Genomic DNA, 19305 nt, shown 5'->3' on the forward strand with positions numbered 1-19305 from the left:
AGGTGCTGGCCCGGCCGCCTGTGCGCCTTCGTGTGACAGCCGCTGTTGGCGCTTCTGATCACGGGATCGTGAACGCACGGTGGAGTCGATCTGAATGGTTGCCGGTCGGCTGCGATGTGGTTCGTGATAGTTGGCGGCAGTTCGTTTGTATACCTTCGTTTGCGTCGGTCTGGGCGCTTCGGTTGCGCTGTTCGGTCCTGTGGCTGTGTGGTGAGCGTTGGTTAACGTCCCTAGTTGCGTACGCCGAGTAGCGACTCGGTCACCGTGTGGTGACGGCTCTCGGTGTCGATCCTTGGGGGGTTCGTGCGTTCGCCACGTGGCTTCAGCCTGCTCTCACGCTTGTTGATCTTGTCTTTGGTGGCCGTGTTGACGGTCGTCGGTGTGCCCGCGGGGCCGCCGTTGTCGGGTCCTGGTCAGTTGCCCGATCTGGGTTTGTCGGGGTTGTGGAGATCGGTGGCGGGGTGGTTGTCGCCGGGTGCGGCGCAGGCCGCGCCGGACGAACCGGCGGCTGGTCCGGCGCCGGACGCGCGGGTGGAGCCGCCGACGCGGGTTCGGGAGGTGGAGGATCGGCGGACGTCGTCGATGCGGGTGTTCCAGCTGTCGAACGGCGAGTTCGAGGCGGAGGTGTCGGCTCGGCCGGAGTCCTTCAAGGATGGTCAGGGCCGGTGGCGGCCGATCGACACGGCGGTACGTGAGTCCGGAAAGGACGGTTACCGCTTCGGCAACGACAGCAATGTGTTCGGCAGTTTGTTCGGTGACCGCACGGACAGGTTGGTGCGGTTCCAGGCGGGTGACCGGCATGTCGCGATGGGTGTGGATGTCGAGGCGCGGAACGTGGAGCCGCGGGTCGAGGGCAGTCGGGTGGTGTATCCGGGTGTGTTCGACGGGGCGGATCTGGCGTATGTGGTGACGGGGGAGGCGTTGAAGGAGGAGATCGTCCTCCACAAGGCGCCCGCGGATGCGACGTACCGGTTCACGTTGCAGTTGGGTGGTGTGACGGCGACGGCCCTGCCGGATGGTGCGATCGGGTTCTTCCCGACGGGTGAGGGTGTGGCGGATGGTCCGCCGTTGTTCACGATGCCGAAGCCGTTCATGTTCGACGGCGCGGAGGACCGCAAGTCGCCGCATGGCCGGGTGTGGAGCGACAAGGTCACGCAGACGGTGGCGCAGCAGGGATCGAAGATCACGGTCACGGTGACGGCGGACCGGGAGTGGTTGGCCGAGCCGGGGCGGAAGTTCCCGGTGACGATCGACCCGACGGTGAAGCTGCAGCCGACCCCGACCACCGGTCAGGACGTGCAGATCTGGTCGGACACCCCGACCCGCAACGACGGGTCGAGCTACCAGTTGTCGGTGGGCACGGACCCGTACGGTGTCGCGCGCTCGCTGGTCAGGTTCGACACGTCGGTGGTGCCGGCGGGGACGAGCCTGTCGTCGGCGAAGCTGCGGTTGTACTACGACAGCGAGCTGGAGACCGGCGCGAACAACAATGTGCACGAGGTGCGTCGGGTCACGGCCGGCTGGTCCGAGGACACCGCGACGTGGGCCTCGGTCAACGGTGCGTTCGCCGAGGCCGCGCTGTCCACGGCGACCAAGCAGGCGAACGTCGGCAACGTGTGGCACGAGTGGGATGTCCGGAACATCGCGCAGTCGTGGGTGTCGGGTTCGGCGGTGAACCACGGGTTGATGGTGAAGTCGACCGACGAGACCCTGAGTCGCGGTGGTGCGATCTACCAGGCGGCGGAGTTCGCCTACAACGGCGAGAACGAGAACAACCCGAAGCTGGTGCTGACCTATGGTCGGCCGAGCGCGGACCTGAAGTACCCCACGAAGATCTACTCCACGGGTGCGGAGCTGAACTGGGGTCCTTATGTGGACCCGGATCCGGCGAACCCGGCCGACGACGCGGTGGAGTACCAGGTGCACCGCACGGTGTTCCAGGCGTTCACGCCGTCGTCCTCGACGTTGATCGCACCGTTGGCACCGGCGGCGACGTCGTTCACGGACACGACGGCGCGTCCGACGCCGGCGGATTCGGCGGATCCGTTCGGCAACGCCTACTACTACATGGTCGCGGTGAAGACCCGTGACGGGCAGCTGATCCCGGGGCCGACGCAGGTGGCGCGGCTGCCGAAGGCGGGTCTGATCACGCAGGTGTTCCACGGCGGCACGAGCGACACGACGTTGTCGTCGAACCGGCCGGACACCAACCTGGACAGCATCGGCGGGCAGCCGTGGTTGATGGTGGGCAACAGCTCCGCCACCTATGGCCGTACGCGTGCGGCGGTGAAGTGGAACGACCTGTCCGCGATCCCGGCGGGTGCGCGGATCGTGGACGCGGACATGATGCTGTGGGGGTTCTTCAGCGCCGGTGGTGGTGCGACGTTCGACGGCCATCCGCTGACGAGGTCGTTCACGGAGGGCCAGGCGACGTGGAACCGGGCGTCGACGGCGACGGCGTGGACGACGCCGGGCGGTGACCTCGGCGCGTTCGCCGACCAGGTGGTGGGGATCCCGAACGACCCGAACTGGCACATCTGGGAGAACGCCGGTGTGGTGCAGGGCTGGGTCGACGACCCGGCCTCGAACCACGGGTTCGAGGTGAAGCTGCGCGACGAGGCCGGTGCGCAGCAGCGGGTGCTGTTCCTGTCCGACGAGGCCGCCGAGCCGCAGCTGCGCCCGAACCTTGTGGTGACGTACACGCAGCCGACGGCGGAGATGACCTACTACGCGCCGGACACCCCGTCGCTGCGCATGATCCCCGGCGACGAGTACACGGTCCCGGTCAGCGTCACCAACTCCACCACGAGCACGTGGCGTGCGGCGGATCAGGTGTTGTCGTACCGGTGGAACCTGCCGGACGGGACGGACGCGACCACGGGCGGGAACCGGTTGGAGACCGCGTTGCCGGGTGATGTCCTGCCCGGTGGGACGGTCACGGTACAGGCGCGGGTGAAGACTCCGATCCAGAGCGACGCGGGCAACAAGCGCGAGCAGTTCGTGCTGAACTGGGACCTGCGCAATAAGACCACCGGCACCTGGCTGTCCGCCACCGGCGGCATCCCCGCGCTGGCGCAGAACGTCACCGTCGAGGACCCGACTTCCGATCAGCTCGGGTTGGAGAAGTTCTACTCCTACGCCGGCAAGGCCACCGGCTCCGGTTCGAACGTGCTGGTCAACCAGTTCGCGGGCAACACGGTGTTCTCCTACGACGCGTTCACCAACCCCGGTCGCGGCCTGAACTCGTTCGTGCGCATGACGTACAACAGCATGGACACCTCCGCCACCTCGCTGGGCCAGGGCTGGTCACTGGCGGCGAGCGGCCTCACCCGATTGGGTACCTACCTGGAGTTGCATCCTAAGGGCCAGGACTACCCCAGCAGGATCACGCTGCCGGACGGTGACGGCACGTCGCACACGTTCGAGTTGAACAAGAACGGCAGCACCGACCCGGCGCGGTGGACCTACGACAAACCCGCCGGCGTGCACTACTTCGTGCAGCGCGACAGCGGCACCGACGCCTCCCGCAGGTGGAAGTTGATCCGCCCGGACCGCTCCGAGTTCCTGTTCGACGACGAGGGTTGGCTGACCGCGGTCAAGGATCGCAACGGCAACGAGCAGCGGTACACGTACACCGAGCGCAAGTCGAACAACCAGCCTCGCAAGTTCCTGGCGTACGTCAACGACCCGCACAACCGCCAGGTCCTCACGCTGGACTACTTCGAGAAGGGTGAGACGAGCAACCCGAAGATCATCGACAACGTCCAGTCGATCAAGGACGTGTCGGGGCGCACGATCACCTTCACCTACGACGACAAGGGACTGCTGACCCAGTTCGTCGACGGCGCGGGCACCCCGCAGGCCAAGACGTTCGGGTTCACCTACGACGCCACCCAGGGCAACAAGAACGTCAAACTGGTCAAGATCACCGACCCGCGCGGCAGCGCCACCGACCTCGCCTACTACACCGCGCCGGTGGACCCGAAGGACAAGTGGAAGCTCCAGACCATCACCGACCGCCTCGGCTTCGCCACCGGGTTCGCCTACAGCGACCCCGACGGCACCACCGGTTCCGAGGTCCAGTCGACGGTCATCGACGCGGAGACCCGCACCAGCACCTTCCGCATGGACGGCTACGGCCGACCCACCAAGACCACCAACGCCAAGAACCAGGCCACGCAGTTGGAATGGGACGCCGACAACAACGTGGTCAAGCTGGTCGAGGACAACGGCGCGGTCTCCACCTGGACCTACGACCCCAAGACCGGCTACCCGACCTCGATCCGCGACGCGGAGGCGGTGGCCAACAACTGGCCCGCCACCCAGCTGGGCTACCAGACCGGCCCGGACGGCTACACCGCCGAGCTGACCTCCAAGACCAGCCCCGAGGGTCGGGCGTGGGCGTTCGGATACGACGCCAAGGGCAACCTGACCTCGGTCACCGACCCCAAGGGCGTGCCCACCGCCTCACCCGACGACTACAAGTCCGTCTACACCTACGACCAGTTCGGGCAGCTGACCACCTCCACGGACGCCAACGAAAACACCACCAAGTTCTCCGGGTACGACCCGACCGGCTTCCCAGGCACGACCACTGACCCGTACAACCACAGCACCATCGCGGTCTACGACGTGCGCGGTAACGTCACCTCGGTCAAGGACGCGTTCGACAAGGTCACCACGGTGACCTACGACGTGTTCGGCCGTCCGCTGGAGACGCGGGTTCCGAAGAACCAGGACAAGGGCGAGTTCGTCGTCTCCCCGGCGCCAGTCTACGACGCCAACGACAACGCCGCTCGGTCCACCGCGCCCAACGGCGCCGTCTCCACCGCGGTGTACGACAAGGCCGACCAGGTCACGTCGACGACGATGCCGAAAGACACCTCGACCGGCCCGGAGCGCAAGAGCAGCTTCGGTTACGACAAGGTCGGCAACCTGCTGACCGAAACCCAACCGCTGGGCAACCTCACGCCCACCGACCCGAACGACTACGTCACTCGGTACGGCTACGACGAGATCTACCAGCTGATCACGTCCACGAACGCCAAGAACGAGAAGGTCTCCTACACCTATGATCGGGTGGGCAACCTGGTCACGGTGGTGGATCCGCGTAAGAACGCCACGGCTGACACCGCCGACTTCACCACGAAGGTCACCTACGACCTCAACCACCGCCAGGTCACCACGACCGACGCCGAGGGCAAGACCGAACACACGGGCGTCGACAAGGACGGCAACGTCGTCTCCCAGCGGGACAAGGCCAACACCACCACCACGCTGATCTACGACCAGCGATCGTCGCTGGTCGAGGCACGCGTGCCGCACAAGACCGGCGTGGAGCGCATCACCAGATTTGAGTACGACGAGGCGGGCAACCAGACCCGCGTCGTCACCCCACGCGGCGTGGAGACCACCAACGACCCGGACGACTTCGTCGCCGCGACCGTCTACGACAAGCTCAACCGCCCGATCGAGAAGCTCACGCCGTTCGACGGCGACGACGTGCGCTACACGACGCCGGACAAGACGACCTACGCCTACGACAGGGTCGGTCGGGTCAGCCAGGTCAGCTTGCCGCCATCGGCCGGGCAGACCGCGCGCAACACCACGAAGCACACCTACTTCGACAACGGTTGGGTGAGCACGTCCACCGACCCGTGGGACATCGCCACCGCCTACGACTACACCGACCTGGGGCAGCAGAAGACCCGCACGCTGACCAGCGCGGGTGGCTCGTCCAACCGCACGATGACCTGGACCTACTTCCCCGACGGCAAGTTGGCCTCCCGCTCCGATGACGGTGTGCCGGTCGGTAAGCACGTCGCGCTGGTCGACAACACCGACACCGGCTTCGTCGAGACAGCGGGCACTTGGACCGTCCGCACCGCCGGCAGCGGCTACCAGAACACCAACCACCGCAGCGCCCCCGCAGGGACCGGCGCGGCGACGTTCACCTGGAAGCCGGTCATTCCGCAGGACGGCACCTACGAGGTGTTCGCCAAGTACGCCACGGGCCTGACAGGCGTGGCCACCAACACCCCGTACAAGGTCGACACCGGCACCGCGCAGACCACCGTGCCGGTCGACCAGACCCTCAACGGTGGCCAGTGGGTCAGCCTCGGCAGACACGCCTTCACGGCGGGCAACGCGGCCAAGATCAGCGTTTCCGACGCGGCCAACGGCATGGTCCTGGCCGACGCGGTGAAGCTGGTGCGCGACAACACCGGCGAGGTCGACCACGAGCGCAAGACCTTCAGCCACTCCTACGACGCCAACGGCAACCTGCTCACGCTGACCGACGCCTCGCCGGGGGCGAAGGTCGACGCCTACGCGATGACCTACAACGGCCTCAACCAGCTGGCCAAGGTCGAGGAGAAGCTCGCCGCGGTGGTCAGGGGCACCACGACGTTCACCTACAACGAGAACGGCACCGTACTCACCCGGGGCCACGACAAGCAGAACTCGGCGTTCCGCTACAACCCGCGTGACCTGGTCGACCAGGTCACCAACACCGAGACCGGCGGCCAACCCAAGATCACCGGCTACACCTACACCGACCGCGGCCAGGTGCTGCAGGAGACCAAACCCAACGGCAACGAGGTCGTCTACGGCTACCACCTCGACGGCGCACTGGCTTCCCAGGTCGAGAGCAAGAGCGACACCGCCAAGACCTTGGTCGCCCAGCACCACATCGAGTACAACGCCAACGGCCACCGGAACCGCGACGCGTCCAAGATCCAGAACGCGGACAACACCACCGCGTACCTGGACGAAGTGCGGGAGTACGACTTCGACCCGCTGGACCGGATCCGCAAGCTGACCAAGAAGTCCGCGGTGGGGGCGGTGCTGGAGACCGAGGACTACGTCCACGACGCCAACAGCAACGTCACCACACAAACGCTCGAAGGCAAGACCACCACCTTCAGCTACTACTTCAACCGCCTGCTGACCGCCTCCAGTTCGGGGGCGACCGCGTCCTACAACTACGACCCGTTCGGCCGCCTGGACACCGTCGCCGGCGGCGGGCAGATCGTCGAGTCGTACTCCTACGACGGCTTCGACCGCACCACCCAACACGGCAAGCTCGACGGCGGGGCGCTGAAGACGACCACCTACGCCTACGACCCGCTCGACCGCACCACCTCGAAGACCGCGGACGGCAAGACCACGGACTTCGCTTACCTCGGCCTGACCGACAAGGTCGTCTCCGAGGAGATCACCGGCCAACTCCAGCGCACCTACCAGTACGACTCCTTCGGCCAGCGCCTCACCCAGATCAAGAAGGACACCGACGGCACCGGCCCTGCGGCGGAGGAGGACTCCTACTACGGCTACAACCCGCACACCGACGTCGAAACGCTGACCAAGGACAACGGCGACACCCGGGCCACCTACGGCTACACCGCCTACGGCAAGGATGACACCGAGGCCTTCACCGGCATCGACAAGCCCGAAGCCCAACAACCCGGCAAGGAGCCGTACAACTTCTACCGCTACAACGGCAAGCGCTGGGACCCGTCCTCCGGTTCCTACGACATGGGGTTCCGCGACTACAACCCCGGCCTCAACCGCTTCCTCACCCGCGACAACTACAATGGCGCCCTCTCCGACATGGGACTCGGCGCCGATCCGTTCACCGGCAATCGCTACGCCTTCGTCGGCGGCAACCCCATCAGTCGGGTCGAACTGGACGGTCACCGTCCCGAGGATGAGCCAGGCTACTGCCTGGGATCCCAGGGTGACTGCGGCATCGACCCGAACGCCGGCAACGCGGTGACCGGTCACTACAGCAACGAGCAGTTGAGTTCGATGGGCGTGCTGGAAGGGCAGTTCATCAGCAACACCCTGAACGGCAGTGACAGTCCGGAGACGCCGAACAGCAACGCTCCCTATAAGGAGATGACGGTGCTCGACGCCGGAGACCCGGGCGTGCAGCAGCTCAACGAACAACTGAGTGCCACTATTGGCGGCGTCTGCGCGACCCTCAACAAACTCGCTTGCCAACTCTTCATGCACTACGCGGACCGTTCGGGCACGGACTTCGAGGTCGACCTCGGTGAACTGGTGAAGGACAAGGACTTCACCACGAGGGTGAACGACGAGATGTCCACACTGGACGGCTTGGCGACGAACGCGTGCCAGGGAGCCGCAGGCACCACCTGTGTGTTCACGGTGGACAGTCGGTGGCAGGACGTCGCGTTCAAGGCGGACCGCAGCAACAAGCTCGGAATCGGCCACGCCAAGTTCCGCATCCAGGGCACGCTCTCTGTCACTGTCGGGCAGAACGGGAGTTCCGTGCAGAGTTCCTACACGCTCGGGGTCAACAAGAGGTGGGACTTCGATCCTGATGACGCTGTCGACTACGGGTTTATCTCCCTTGCGCCGTACGCCTCCATGCCGGCCGCCGGTTTGGCGCAGGAGTACGTGATGCGAGGCACCACCGGAATGACCTATAACCGGTAAGTCACGTCATTCTGACCCCAGGCAGTGCGGTAGGGTGACAAGGCATGACCCGATTCGTAATCGGGGTAGGTGCTGACGGAACCTCAGGGCAGGGAAGGGCGCGGATGAGCTTCTGGTCGTTGGTGGCGCGACGCGACTGTCGTCGGAAGCTCTCCGCGTTCTCCCTGCTGTTGGTGGCAGTGCTGTTCGCGGGCGCCTGTGGCGGTGATCCTCGAGAATACCCGGACAGTGGTAGCACTTCGCTCGAGGAATTGCTGCGGCACTTCGAGTTGGAATTGCCGCCTTGTGACGTTGCAGACCTGCGGTACGCGGACACGGGTGGGCCGAGGTCAACTGGCCTTTACCTGACGTACACTTTCCCCGCCGACTGCATCGACGAATTCCTGGCGTCCGCTCGTGTCGACTCATCGGCAAAACGACCGCTGTTGGGTAAGAACGTGCCGTTCTCGCCACAGTTGGTGCAAGACTACGACTGGCCGATCGACCCCGATAAGACTTATGACCGCTACGGGAAGAGCGCGCAGGCGTGGTCTGTCTTCATCGTGCTCGACTCCTCCTCACCACGTCACACCGCCTTCATCGAAGGCCTGGGTGACTGAGGCTCCGAGGGCAGGTTGAGACGGTCGTAGCATGTGATCTTGGTGTTCGGTGGGGAAGGATCACCCGCCGTGCGTCGGATGTTGACTTTGGTTGATCCGGAGATCTCCCAGGATGCGTTGGGGCTGGAGATCACCGTCGAGCTGGAGCGGTCGGGCTTCCACGTGCTGGTGTCGTGCCATCCCGCGCACGGTGAGCTGGTCGTCGGAGACCCGACCGAAGGGTGGGACGACGGGAGCCTGCCGCCGCTGATCCCGCTCGATGAGGATCTCGTGATCGATCTGTCCGGTGTGAAATCGCACGCTGTTCGCTCCGAGACCGCACATCGGGTGTTCGCGGCTGCCGGGCTGCTGGATGCCACCGGGATCCGATTGCGGCAGGAGGCCACCTCCTTGCGTCCCGATCTGGTCCTTGCGCAACCCCCGCTACACCGGGCGCCAGGTGTGGAACCGCACCAGCACCGACCGCGCACAACGCTCCCCCTCGGGACGGCGCGCCAGCGTCCGCAACGACCACCACGACTGGGCAGTCTCCACCGACATCGCCCACACCCCAATGGTGTCCGAACACGACTTCCTCACCGCCCAGGCCGTCGACACCGAGCACCGCGACACCGAGCACGGAAAACACGTCTACGCCTTATCCGGCAGGCTTCGGTGCGGGTTATGCGGCCGACGGTTGGACTCCCACCGCGTCCACGACCGACCCGCCTACCGCTGCCGCCACGGACACACCAGCACCCACACCCGCTCCGAGAACACGCCGCGCAACCTCTACCTGCGCGAGGACCACCTGCTCACCCGCATCGGACAACACCTCACCGCCGCGGGTATCGCCACCGAACCCACACCCGAGCAGACCATCCGGCTCGTCCGCGACCTCTGTCGTCCCGCTGCCACGCACGCTCCAAGTCCGGTCCACGTCCGACAACGGCCCATCGCCCAGACCAGGTCACGCGTTTCACGTTCATAGAACGGCGATAAATCATTTCCCACAGTTCGGTCGACGACATCGTCCCGAGGTACGTGACGAGCTAGTAGACTGTCGCGGCTAACTCTCGGGGTATAAGTGGCGGGGTTCTGTCGCTGGTTGCGTGATCAAGTTGTTGGGGTAGTCGTTGCTGCGCATCGTCGGCCTGTGATCATGGTCGGGGTGTGATCGCGATTGGCTGGACGTTTGCTTCCGCACCTCGCCGGTGTGGTGGTCGAGCGAGTCGAACGGACTCTAGTCCCGTGAGAGCTGCGGGTCGTCGCTCGTGGCGAGGGCGCGCAACGTCGCCGCTACCTCCAGCACGCCGGGAGCCCGCAGGAACGAGTAGTGGTCGCCGGGGACGACCACCGAGCGGACCACGTTCGGCAGGGCCTGCGACCACGCCTCCGCGTCCGCAGCCGACTCCTCCGCGTTGACGACCACCGTCTCCACGTCGATCACCGACGGCGTGTAGTTCGCGATCGCGCGCAGGTGCGCCTTGTAGACATCGAACCGCCGGTTCATGTCCGCCAGCACGTCGGCGTCGTCGCTGCCCCTCGCCAGCTGCTCAGCCAGCCACCGCAGCTGCTCGGCCGAGCTCGCGGTCGCCGGGTCGGGCGCGGCGGCGGCGTTCGGACCGAGGGTTCGCGCGGCGTCGGCGACGTAGTAGCCGGCCAGTTCGGCCTCGGTCTGCGTCACCTCTTCGTGCACCTGGAACGGGGCGTCCATCAGCGCGACGAACGAGACCTGCTCGCCCGCCTCACGCAACCGCTCGGCGACCTTCAGCGCCACCAAACCGCCGAACGACCACCCTCCCAGCCGGTACGGTCCCGCCGGCTGAGCCGCCCTGATCACCTCGGTGTAGCGGGTGACCATGGCGTCCAGCGACGCCACCGGTGTGCCGTCCGCGCGCAGGCCCTGGGCCTCGATGCCCCACACCTCGTAGACGTCTGCGAGTTCGCGGGCCAACGACACGTAGCCGTACACCGTGCCGCCGATGGCGTGGATCAGGTACAGCGGGCGGGCGCCCGCGCCGTCGGAGAGCCGGACCAGCGGACCCGAGCCCGCTGCGGCCGACGCCAGCCGGTCCACGTCCACGTCCACGACCAGCTCGCCGTCTTCCTCGTCCAGCGGCGCGTCCTCCAGGCCGTGCTTCTCCCGCAGGACCGACGCGAGCTGCGCGGTCGTGGGCGCCAGGAAGATCGCCGTGACGTCGGTGTCGACCGCCAGCTCGGAGCGCAGCCTGGTGACCAGCTGCATCGCCTGCAACGAGTTGCCGCCCAGGTCGAAGAAGCTGTCGTCGACGCCGACCCGGGGCAGCTTCAGCAGGTCGCCGAACGTGTCGGTCAGCACCGCCTCGATGATGGTGCGCGGCGGAGCGTAGTTCGCCGAGCCGTCACCGGCTTCGGGCGCGGGCAGCTTGCCGCGGTCCACCTTGCCGTTGGCGTTGAGCGGGAACTTGTCGAGCACCAGCACGTACTGCGGCACCATGAAGCCCGGCAGCCGGTCTGCCATGTGCAGCCGCAGGTCTGCCGGGGTGGGCGCGGTGCGGTCCGGGTCGACCCGGGCGTAGCCGACGAGCTGCTTCTGGCCCGCCTGGTCCTCGCGGACCACGATCGCGGCCTGCAACACGTCCGGGTGCAGCGCGAGCACCGCCTCGATCTCGCCGAGTTCCACGCGCAGGCCGCGGATCTTGACCTGGTCGTCGAACCGGCCGAGGAACTGGATGTTGCCGTCCGCCATGCGCCGCGCCACGTCGCCGGTCTTGTACAGCCGCGCGCCGGGCACGTCGCTGAACGGGTCCGGGATGAACTTCTCCTCGGTCAGCTCCGGCCGGTTGAGGTAGCCGCGGGCCACGCCGGCGCCACCGAGGTGCAGCTCGCCCGCCACGCCGATCGGCAGCGGTTCGAGGTTGCGGTCCAGCACGTAGGCGGTGTAATTGGGCAGCGGCAGGCCGATGGGCGGCGGGTCGATGCCGTTGTCGGTGCACTCCAGCATGGTCGCGCCGACCGTGGTCTCGGTGGGGCCGTACCCGTTGATGAACCGCATCCCCGGCCGCGCCCACTTCTGCACCAGGGCGGAGGAGAACGCCTCACCGCCCGCGATGACCACGCGCAGGTCCGGGAACTGCTCGTCGGCCAGCAGGTTGAGCACCGCGGGCGGCAGGCACATGAAGGTGATGTGCTCGTCGCGGATCAGCTCGGCCAGCCGCGGCGGCGACAGCAGCGTCTCGCTGCGGCCCAGCACCAGCGTGGCACCCGACAGCAGCGCGCCGAACATGTCCAGCACGGACACGTCGAAGTTCAACGACGCGAACTGGAGCACCCGGTCGCCGGGGCCCAGCGGCCAGTGCTCGATCTCGCCGGTGGCGAAGTTGACCGCCTGCCGGTGCTCGATCACCACCCCCTTGGGCCGGCCGGTCGAACCGGACGTGTAGATCACGTATGCCACGTTGGCCGGGTCGACCAGGTACTCCGGGTTGCTGTCGTCGAGGGCCGCCAGCTCCTCCCCCAGCCCGTCCACGTCCAGGACGTGCTCGGCGGCGGGTGCGGCGGCGGCGCTCAGCTCGTCGGTGACCACGATCGGCATGTGCGCGTCCTCGACCATGAACGCGAGCCGGTCGGCCGGGTACTCGGGGTCCAGCGGCACGTAACCGCTGCCCGCCTTGAGGATGCCCATCAACGCGACCATGCGGTCCACCGAGCGTTGCATGCAGACGCCGACCAGGACCTCGGGGCCGGCGCCCAGCTCGCGCAGCCGCCGTGCGAGTTGGTTGGCCCGAGCATTCAGCTCGGTGTAGGTGAGGCCCTCACCGGCCAGCTCCACTGCCTTGCCGTCGGGTGTGGCGGCGACCTGCGCCTGGAACTTCTCGTGCAGCGCCCAGGACGGGTACTCGGCGGCGGAGTCGTTCCACTCGACGATCTCGCGCCTGCGGTCGGCCTCGGACAGCAGCGGCAGCCTGGACAGGGGCCGCTGCACGTCGGCCACGATGCCCTCGAGCAGCACGCCGAAGTGGCCGAGCAGCCGGCGCACCGTCTCGCCGTCGAACAGCGCCGAGGCGTAGGACGCGCCGATGGCGAGGTGGTCGCCGTAGTCCACTGCGGACAGCAGTAGGTCGAACTTGGCGGCCGTGCCCTCGATCGCCTCCTGCCGCACCACCAGGTCGTGCGCCCGCAGCTCGGTGTCGTAGCTCTCGGCCAGGGTGAACCCGACCTGGAAGATCGGGTGCCTGCTGGGGTCGCGGTGCACCCGCAGCGCGTCCACCAACTTGGCGAACGGCAGGTCCTGGTGCGCGTAGGCGTCCAGCACCGTGGTGCGCACCTGGTCCAGCAGGTCCGGAAACGTCGGGTCGCCGGACAGGTCGGAGCGGATGGCCAGGGTGTTGACCAGGTAGCCGATCAACGGGGCCAACTCGCTGCGGCTGCGGTTGGCGCTCACCGTGCCGACCACGACGTCGTCCTGGCCGCTGAAGCGGTGCAGCAGCACCTGGAAGGCCGCCATCAGGGCGACGAACAGCGTGGTGTTGCCGGTGCGGCTGATGGCCTTGAGGCCGTCGAGCAGCTCCTTGTCGAAGGTGATGGCCTCGACCCCGCCGTCGTAGGTCTGCACCAGGGGTCGCGGCCGGTCGGTGGGCAGCTGGAGGCCGGCCACCCCGGCCAGCTTCTTCTGCCAGTAGCCGACCAGGTCGTCGAGCACGGTCCCCTGGAGGCGTTCCTGCTCCCACACCGCGTAGTCGGCGAACTGGATCGCCAGCTCCTCCACTGCGGCCTCGGCGCCGGTGATCTCGGCCTCGTAGAGGGCGACCAGCTCGTTGGTCAGCACGCCGAAGGACCACCCGTCGAAGACGGTGTGGTGCACGACGATCACCAGCGCGTGGGTGTCCTCGGCGGTGCGCACCAGGGTCGTGCGCACCAGCGGGCCTTCGGCCAGCGAGAACGTGCGGCCACCCTCCTCGGCGAACAACCGCTTCACCTCGGCGTCCCGCGCCTGCTGGTCCAGGCAGGTCAGGTCGACCACCGCCAGACCGCGCGGCGCGGCCTGGTCGATCACCTGGCGGGGCAGGCCGTCCACCGCGACCAGCCTGGTGCGCAGGATCTCGTGCCGGGCCGGCAGCCGGTCCACGGCGCGGCCGAGCGCGTCGACGTCCAACGCGCCCTCCAGCCACAGGGCGCCCGCGATGTTGTAGGTGGACTGGTCGGGCGCGAGGTGGTCGATGAACCACAACTGCTGCTGGCCGTACGACAACGGGATGTGCGTCAGGCCCTCGGGCCGCCGAGGGATCCCCACCGCCGCGTCCGCCCTGCCCTTGCGGAGCCGCGCGACCAGGGATGCGCGCTGCGAATCAGACAACATGACCGTCTTCCCGATCCTTCCGTACCGTTCCGTCGGGCTCGCTGTCCCGGACCGGGGGTTGTTTGTCGATGGGGTTTTCGTCTTCTGGTGGCGAGTCCGGGATCGCGGGGAGCGCGAACACCGGGGAGAACAGCAGCCAGATGGTGGGCAGGGCGAGGCCGACCACGCCGATGGTGAGGCCGAGCCGGAGCCCGAAGGCGGACGCCAGCACGCCGCCCAGCAGCGCGCCGAGCGGGATGGTGCCGAACAGCAGGAGCCGGTAGCTGGCGTTCATCCGGCCCAGCAGGCCGCTCGGCGTGACCGACTGGCGCAGGGTCAGCGCGTTGACGTTGAACATCGCCAGTGTCGCGCCGTGCAGGCCCAGCCCCACTGCGAGCACCGCGAGCGACCACGGCTGCGTGCCGGTCGCGATGAGCAGGAGGAACGGCGAGGTGCAGGCGACGAGCGTGGTGACGGCCAGGGTGCGGCCAAGGCGGAGCCGGCGGGTCACGCGCGGCGTGAGCACCGCGCCGATCAGGGCTCCGATCGCGCCCGCGCCGATGACGAGGCCGAGCTGGGCGGAGTTCAGGCCCAGCTCCCGCACGGCGTAGATGGCGAACAGCGTGACGACCACGTTCTCGAACAGGTTGAACGTGGCCGACTGAGTGGCGAGGTTGCGCAGGATGCGGTTGCCGAACACCGCGCGCAGGCCTTCGCCGATCGAAGTGAGGACCGGGGTCTTCTCGGCGGGCACGGCGGGCGGCGGTTCCGGTTTGCGGATCGACACCAGCGTGACCGCGGAGACGAGGTACGAGAACGTGGTGATCACCAGCGCGATCGGCGCGGTGAGCACCCCGATCAGCAACCCTGCCAGGCCGGGGCCGCCGATCCCGGCGATGGAGTAACTGATCTGGATCTTGCTGTTCGCCTCGGCCAGGTGGCGTCGTTCCACCAGGCCCGGGACGTAGGACAGCGAGCCCACGTCGAACATCACCGTCAGCAGCCCCAGCAGCAGGGCCACGACGTAGATCAGCTCCATGGTCAGGATTCCGCCGACCGCGGCCAGCGGCACAACCGCGATCAGCGCGGCGCGGCACAGGTTGCTGGCGACCAGCACCGGCTTGCGCCGGTGTCGGTCGAACCACACGCCCACGAACAGCGACAACGCCGCGTACGGGGTGAAGCGCGCGACGTTGAACAACCCGATCTCGAACGCGCTGGCCTGCAAGGTCACCACGGCCACGAGCATCAAGCTCAGTTCGCTGACCTGGGCGCCGACCAGCGACACGGTCTCACCGCTCCAGAACTTCACGAAGTCCCGGTCGCGCAGCAGACCGCTCGGTGCCGCGGTGGGTGCGTCAGGCATGGGTCGGTGCCGTCACGGCACTCGTCACCTCCTCGTTGTGTTCGAACTCGTGCAGGGTGAACGCGTCGTGCAGCGCCTGCGCCGCGCGGTCCACGTTGGTGGCCAGCACGTGGCAGGTGACCCGATTCGGTGTGCGGGCGAGCAGGTGCACGTCGATCCCGTTGCGCTCCAGGGCGGTGAGCGCGGTGGCGATGACCTCGGAGCGGTTGGCCCCCATCGCGCTCACGACGCTCACGCTGCCCAGCTCCGCGCGCACCGCGACCTCTCCGCCCACTTCGGCCAGCGCGGACACCAGCTGCGGTGCGGGCGTGTCGGGTGCGGTGAACCGCACCGCGTCGGCGTCGCGGAAGATCGAGCCGATCGCCACCTCCCGCTGCGCCAACGCGGCCGACACCGCGGCGGGGGAAACGCCCGTGACGGTGTAGATCGGGTCGTGGTGGATGTGCGCCACGCCGCACACGTGCGGCTCCTCCAGCATCGGCGACCCGCGACGCACCCACGTGCCCGGGTCGAACGTGAAGCTCGACCGCACGTGGATGTCGATGCCGTGCGCCGCCGCCAGTGCGACGGCCCGCGTCTGGAGCACCTTCGCGCCCGCGTCGGCGAGTTGCAGCATCTCGTCGTGGCTGACCGAGGGGAGCATCCGCGCCCCGGCCACCACCCTCGGGTCGGCGGTGAACACGCCGGAGACGTCGGTGAAGATGTCGCACTCCCGCACGCCCAGCGCTGCCGCCAGCGCCACGGCCGAGGCGTCGGAGCCGCCCCGGCCGAGGGTGGTGACGTCGCCCCGGTCGGACACGCCCTGGAACCCGGTCACCAGGACGATCGCGTCCTGCTCCAGCGCCTCGACGATCCGCCGCGGGTCGATCTGGAGCAGACGGGCGCTGCCGTGCGCGTCATCGGTGCACACGCCCGCCTGCGGACCCGACAGTGACACGGCACGCTCGCCCAGTTCCCGCACCGCGATGGCGGCCAGCGCGCAGGAGATCGACTCGCCGACCGACAGCAGCGCGTCCAGCTCACGGGGGTCGGGTTCGGCGGAGAGTTCCATGGCCAACCCGACCAGGTCGTCGGTGGAGCCGCCCATCGCGGACAGCACGGCCACCACCTGCTTGCCCTCACGCTTGGCCGCGACCAGTCGGGCCGCGACGGCGCGCAGCCGGTCGACGTCGCCGACCGACGTGCCGCCGAACTTCCACACCACGCGCTGCGGCGGCGAACCGCCCCCGTCGACCGGGCCGACCAGTCGACGGGCGGGCGGCAACGGCAGTTCGGCGCGCAGCACCGCGTCGTCGACCACGGACACCGCGTTCACCCGCCGACCGCGGCCGAGGCGTGGGACTGCCGGGCGATCGCGCGCTCGTAGACCAACTCCACCCAGTTGGCGAAGAAGACCCGGCTGGCGCTGCGCCACTGGCACACCGGCTGGCCGAGGTCGACGTTGGCCGGCGGCAGCACGTTGGGCAGGCCCTTGCCGACGTCGCGCTTGTACTCGTCGGCCAGCCGGGAACCCTCGTACTCCGGGTGCCCGATGTGCATCAACGCGGTGTGGTCCACCGACTCGGCGATCACCGTATCCGCCGGGCTGCCCGCCCGGGCGAGGACCCGCAGCCGCCCCTCGACGACTGCGGTATCCACAGTGGACTCGTCGAAGCCCGCGTAACGGCTGTGCGCGGTCCAAAACCGGTCGTCCAGGCCTTTGCCGATCACGTGGTCGCCGACCAGCAGGTCGGTCTCGTAGGCGCCGGACACCTTCTGCTCGTAGATCGCCGAGGACAGGCCCAGCAGCAGGTGCCCGACCGCCAGGGCGCCCCAGCACAGGCCGAGCACCGGAACGTCGCGCTCCGCGAGCGGGCGGATCATGTCCGCGATCTCGTCCAGGTAGCGCACCTCGGAGAACGGCAGGTGCTCGACCGCGGCACCGGTGATGATGATCGCGTCGAGTTCGCCCGCGTCCTCGATCGGCACGTAGAGCCGCTCGATGTACTGGGGGGAGTCCAGCGAGTACCGCCGGTCGCGCATCCTGATCATCACCGGTTCGAACGGCGCCGCCGCAGCGAACTGCGGCAGCAACATCCCGGCGAACTGCTCGGCGTGCGGCATCAGGTTGGCGATCCCGATGCGCGGTGGCTGGTGCAGGGCGGCCGGGCGCACGTGGGGCAGGTGTGGCCTGGGCAGGTGCGAGGTCATTGCGCGACAACCTCCGTCAGGTCTTCCTCCACAGAGCGCAGGGCGGCCGTGATGACGGCCAACGCCTCGCCCGCGGTGTGCTCGGTGATGTTCAACGGCGGCAGCAGCCGGACGACGCAGTCCTCGCGCCCGCCGATCTCCAGGATCAGACCGCGGCGCAGCGCGGCCCGCTGCAACCGCAGCGCCACCTCCGACGAGGTCGCGCCGCCGAAGCCGCGCATCTCGACGCCGATCATCAGCCCGAGCCCGCGCACGTCGTCGACGATGCTCGACCCCAGTGCCGCGGCCCGCAGCCCGTCCAGCAGCTGTTCGCCCCTGGTCCGGACGTTGTCCAGCAGGTGCTCCCGCTCCAGCACGTCCAGGTAGGTCACGCCGCTGGCGAACGCGAGGTTGTTGCCGCGGAAGGTGCCGATGTGGCTGCCCGGCGTCCAGGTGTCCAGCCGCTTGTTGTAAAGGATGATCGACACCGGCAGGCCCATGCCCGACAGGCCCTTGGAGGCGATGATCACGTCGGGCTCGATCCCGTACTGCTCGAACGCGAACCAGGTGCCGGTGCGACCGCAGCCGGTCTGCACCTCGTCCACGATCAGCGGGATGTCCTGCGCCTTGGCCTCGCGGGCGATCTCGCGCACGAACTCGACCGGCGCCGGGATCGAGCCGCCCTCGCCCTGGACCAGCTCCAGGATGATCGCGGCGGGCTTGGGCACACCGCCGTGGGTGTCCCGCAGGGTGTTGGTCAGCAGCTGCCCGCAACGGGTGCCGCAGCTGTCCGGCTTGAGGTTCAGTGGGCAGCGGTGGCAGTAGGCGAACGGCGCGAAATGCACGCCGGGCAGTAGGTTGTGCAGCCCTTCCTTGGGCTGGGTCTCCGACGTGAGCGACATCGCGGCGTGCGAGGACCCGTGGTAGGAGCCCTGGAAGGCGATCACGCCGCCGCGGCCGGTGGCCTTCTTGCACAGCTTGACCGCGGCCTCCACGCCGTCGCCGCCGGTCGGCCCGCAGAAGTGGATCTTCATGTCGTCCCTGATGCTCTCCGGGAGCATCGAGAGCTGGCGGCGCTTGAACTCCTCGCGCACCGGCGTCGGGAAGTCCAGGCCGTGGGTCAGTCTGGTCAGCTGCTCCTGCACGGTGGCGATCAGCTCGGGGTGGTTGTGGCCCAGGGCCAGCACACCCGCGCCGGACAGGAAGTCGATGTAGACCCGGCCGTCCACGTCGGTGATGTACGAGCCGGAGGCCCGGTCGATCGCCACCGGCAGTTTGCGCGGGTAGGTGCGCGCGTTGGACTCGTTCGCCGCCTGGCTCTCCAGCAGCACGCGGCCCAGCGGGCCGGGGACGGACAGGTCCTGCTCGACGGCGGACTCGGAAACGTCGATCGTGGTCATCGTCCTGCC

General features: G+C 68.0%; 9 protein-coding genes and 1 pseudogene. 4 read left to right on the forward strand and 6 right to left on the reverse strand.

The window, feature by feature from the left end:
• The first annotated feature begins 357 nt into the window (after window positions 1-357).
• Both F4560_RS15760 and F4560_RS15765 read left to right on the forward strand, forming a co-directional pair.
• Complete coding sequence (locus F4560_RS15760; RefSeq protein ID WP_312869315.1) at window positions 358-8463, forward strand: DNRLRE domain-containing protein; 8106 nt, start codon at window positions 358-360, stop codon at window positions 8461-8463.
• 104 nt (window positions 8464-8567) lie between these two features.
• Window positions 8568-9062, forward strand: a complete 495-nt coding sequence (locus F4560_RS15765) for a hypothetical protein (RefSeq protein WP_184920796.1) — start codon at window positions 8568-8570, stop codon at window positions 9060-9062.
• A gap of 60 nt (window positions 9063-9122) precedes the next feature.
• Here F4560_RS15765 and F4560_RS15770 read toward each other — a convergent pair whose 3' ends face one another.
• The gene (locus F4560_RS15770; RefSeq protein ID WP_184920797.1) at window positions 9123-9479 is read right to left on the reverse strand and encodes a hypothetical protein; all 357 of its coding nucleotides are present in this window, start codon (window positions 9477-9479) and stop codon (window positions 9123-9125) included.
• On the opposite strand from F4560_RS15770, the pseudogene F4560_RS46630 reads away from it, so the two are divergent.
• A pseudogene (locus tag F4560_RS46630) lies at window positions 9415-9591 on the forward strand (hypothetical protein); the annotation flags it as partial. The gene F4560_RS15770 and the pseudogene F4560_RS46630 sit on opposite strands and share 65 nt — an antisense overlap.
• A gap of 24 nt (window positions 9592-9615) precedes the next feature.
• Window positions 9616-10032 carry a recombinase zinc ribbon domain-containing protein gene (locus F4560_RS15775; RefSeq protein ID WP_246478463.1) on the forward strand — a complete coding sequence of 139 codons (417 nt, stop codon included), beginning with the start codon at window positions 9616-9618 and terminating at the stop codon, window positions 10030-10032.
• Between the two features lie 252 nt (window positions 10033-10284).
• Here the strand turns inward: F4560_RS15775 and F4560_RS15780 are convergent, their stop codons facing one another.
• From F4560_RS15780 to F4560_RS15800, 5 genes are read right to left on the reverse strand one after another with little or no spacing between them, the layout of a single operon-like run.
• A complete protein-coding gene (locus tag F4560_RS15780; protein WP_184920799.1) occupies window positions 10285-14382 on the reverse strand; it encodes a non-ribosomal peptide synthetase in 4098 nt (1365 codons plus the stop codon).
• Window positions 14372-15727, reverse strand: coding sequence for an MFS transporter (locus tag F4560_RS15785; protein ID WP_184920800.1), 1356 nt, complete (start codon window positions 15725-15727; stop codon window positions 14372-14374). The genes F4560_RS15780 and F4560_RS15785 overlap by 11 nt, the downstream gene beginning before the upstream one ends.
• Window positions 15720-17042, reverse strand: coding sequence for an aspartate kinase (locus tag F4560_RS15790; protein WP_184920801.1), 1323 nt, complete (start codon window positions 17040-17042; stop codon window positions 15720-15722). Before F4560_RS15790 ends, F4560_RS15785 begins: the two co-directional genes overlap by 8 nt.
• Complete coding sequence (locus F4560_RS15795; protein ID WP_184920802.1) at window positions 17039-17917, reverse strand: homoserine O-acetyltransferase/O-succinyltransferase family protein; 879 nt, start codon at window positions 17915-17917, stop codon at window positions 17039-17041. The genes F4560_RS15790 and F4560_RS15795 overlap by 4 nt, the downstream gene beginning before the upstream one ends.
• Entirely contained in the window at window positions 17914-19296 is a 1383-nt protein-coding gene (locus tag F4560_RS15800; RefSeq protein WP_184920804.1) for an aspartate aminotransferase family protein, read from the reverse strand. Before F4560_RS15800 ends, F4560_RS15795 begins: the two co-directional genes overlap by 4 nt.
• Window positions 19297-19305 lie beyond the last annotated feature (9 nt).

The sequence above is a fragment of the Saccharothrix ecbatanensis genome, assembly GCF_014205015.1.
Taxonomy (GTDB): Bacteria; Actinomycetota; Actinomycetes; order Mycobacteriales; family Pseudonocardiaceae; genus Actinosynnema; species Actinosynnema ecbatanense.

Coding starts and splice junctions, on each gene's coding strand:
- F4560_RS15765 (WP_184920796.1), top strand. CDS start 8,568: ATGAGCTTCTGGTCGTTGGTGGCGCGACGCGACTGTCGTCGGAAGCTC.
- F4560_RS15775 (WP_246478463.1), top strand. CDS start 9,616: ATGGTGTCCGAACACGACTTCCTCACCGCCCAGGCCGTCGACACCGAG.
- F4560_RS15780 (WP_184920799.1), bottom strand. CDS start 14,382: ATGTTGTCTGATTCGCAGCGCGCATCCCTGGTCGCGCGGCTCCGCAAG.
- F4560_RS15785 (WP_184920800.1), bottom strand. CDS start 15,727: ATGCCTGACGCACCCACCGCGGCACCGAGCGGTCTGCTGCGCGACCGG.
- F4560_RS15795 (WP_184920802.1), bottom strand. CDS start 17,917: ATGACCTCGCACCTGCCCAGGCCACACCTGCCCCACGTGCGCCCGGCC.
- F4560_RS15800 (WP_184920804.1), bottom strand. CDS start 19,296: ATGACCACGATCGACGTTTCCGAGTCCGCCGTCGAGCAGGACCTGTCC.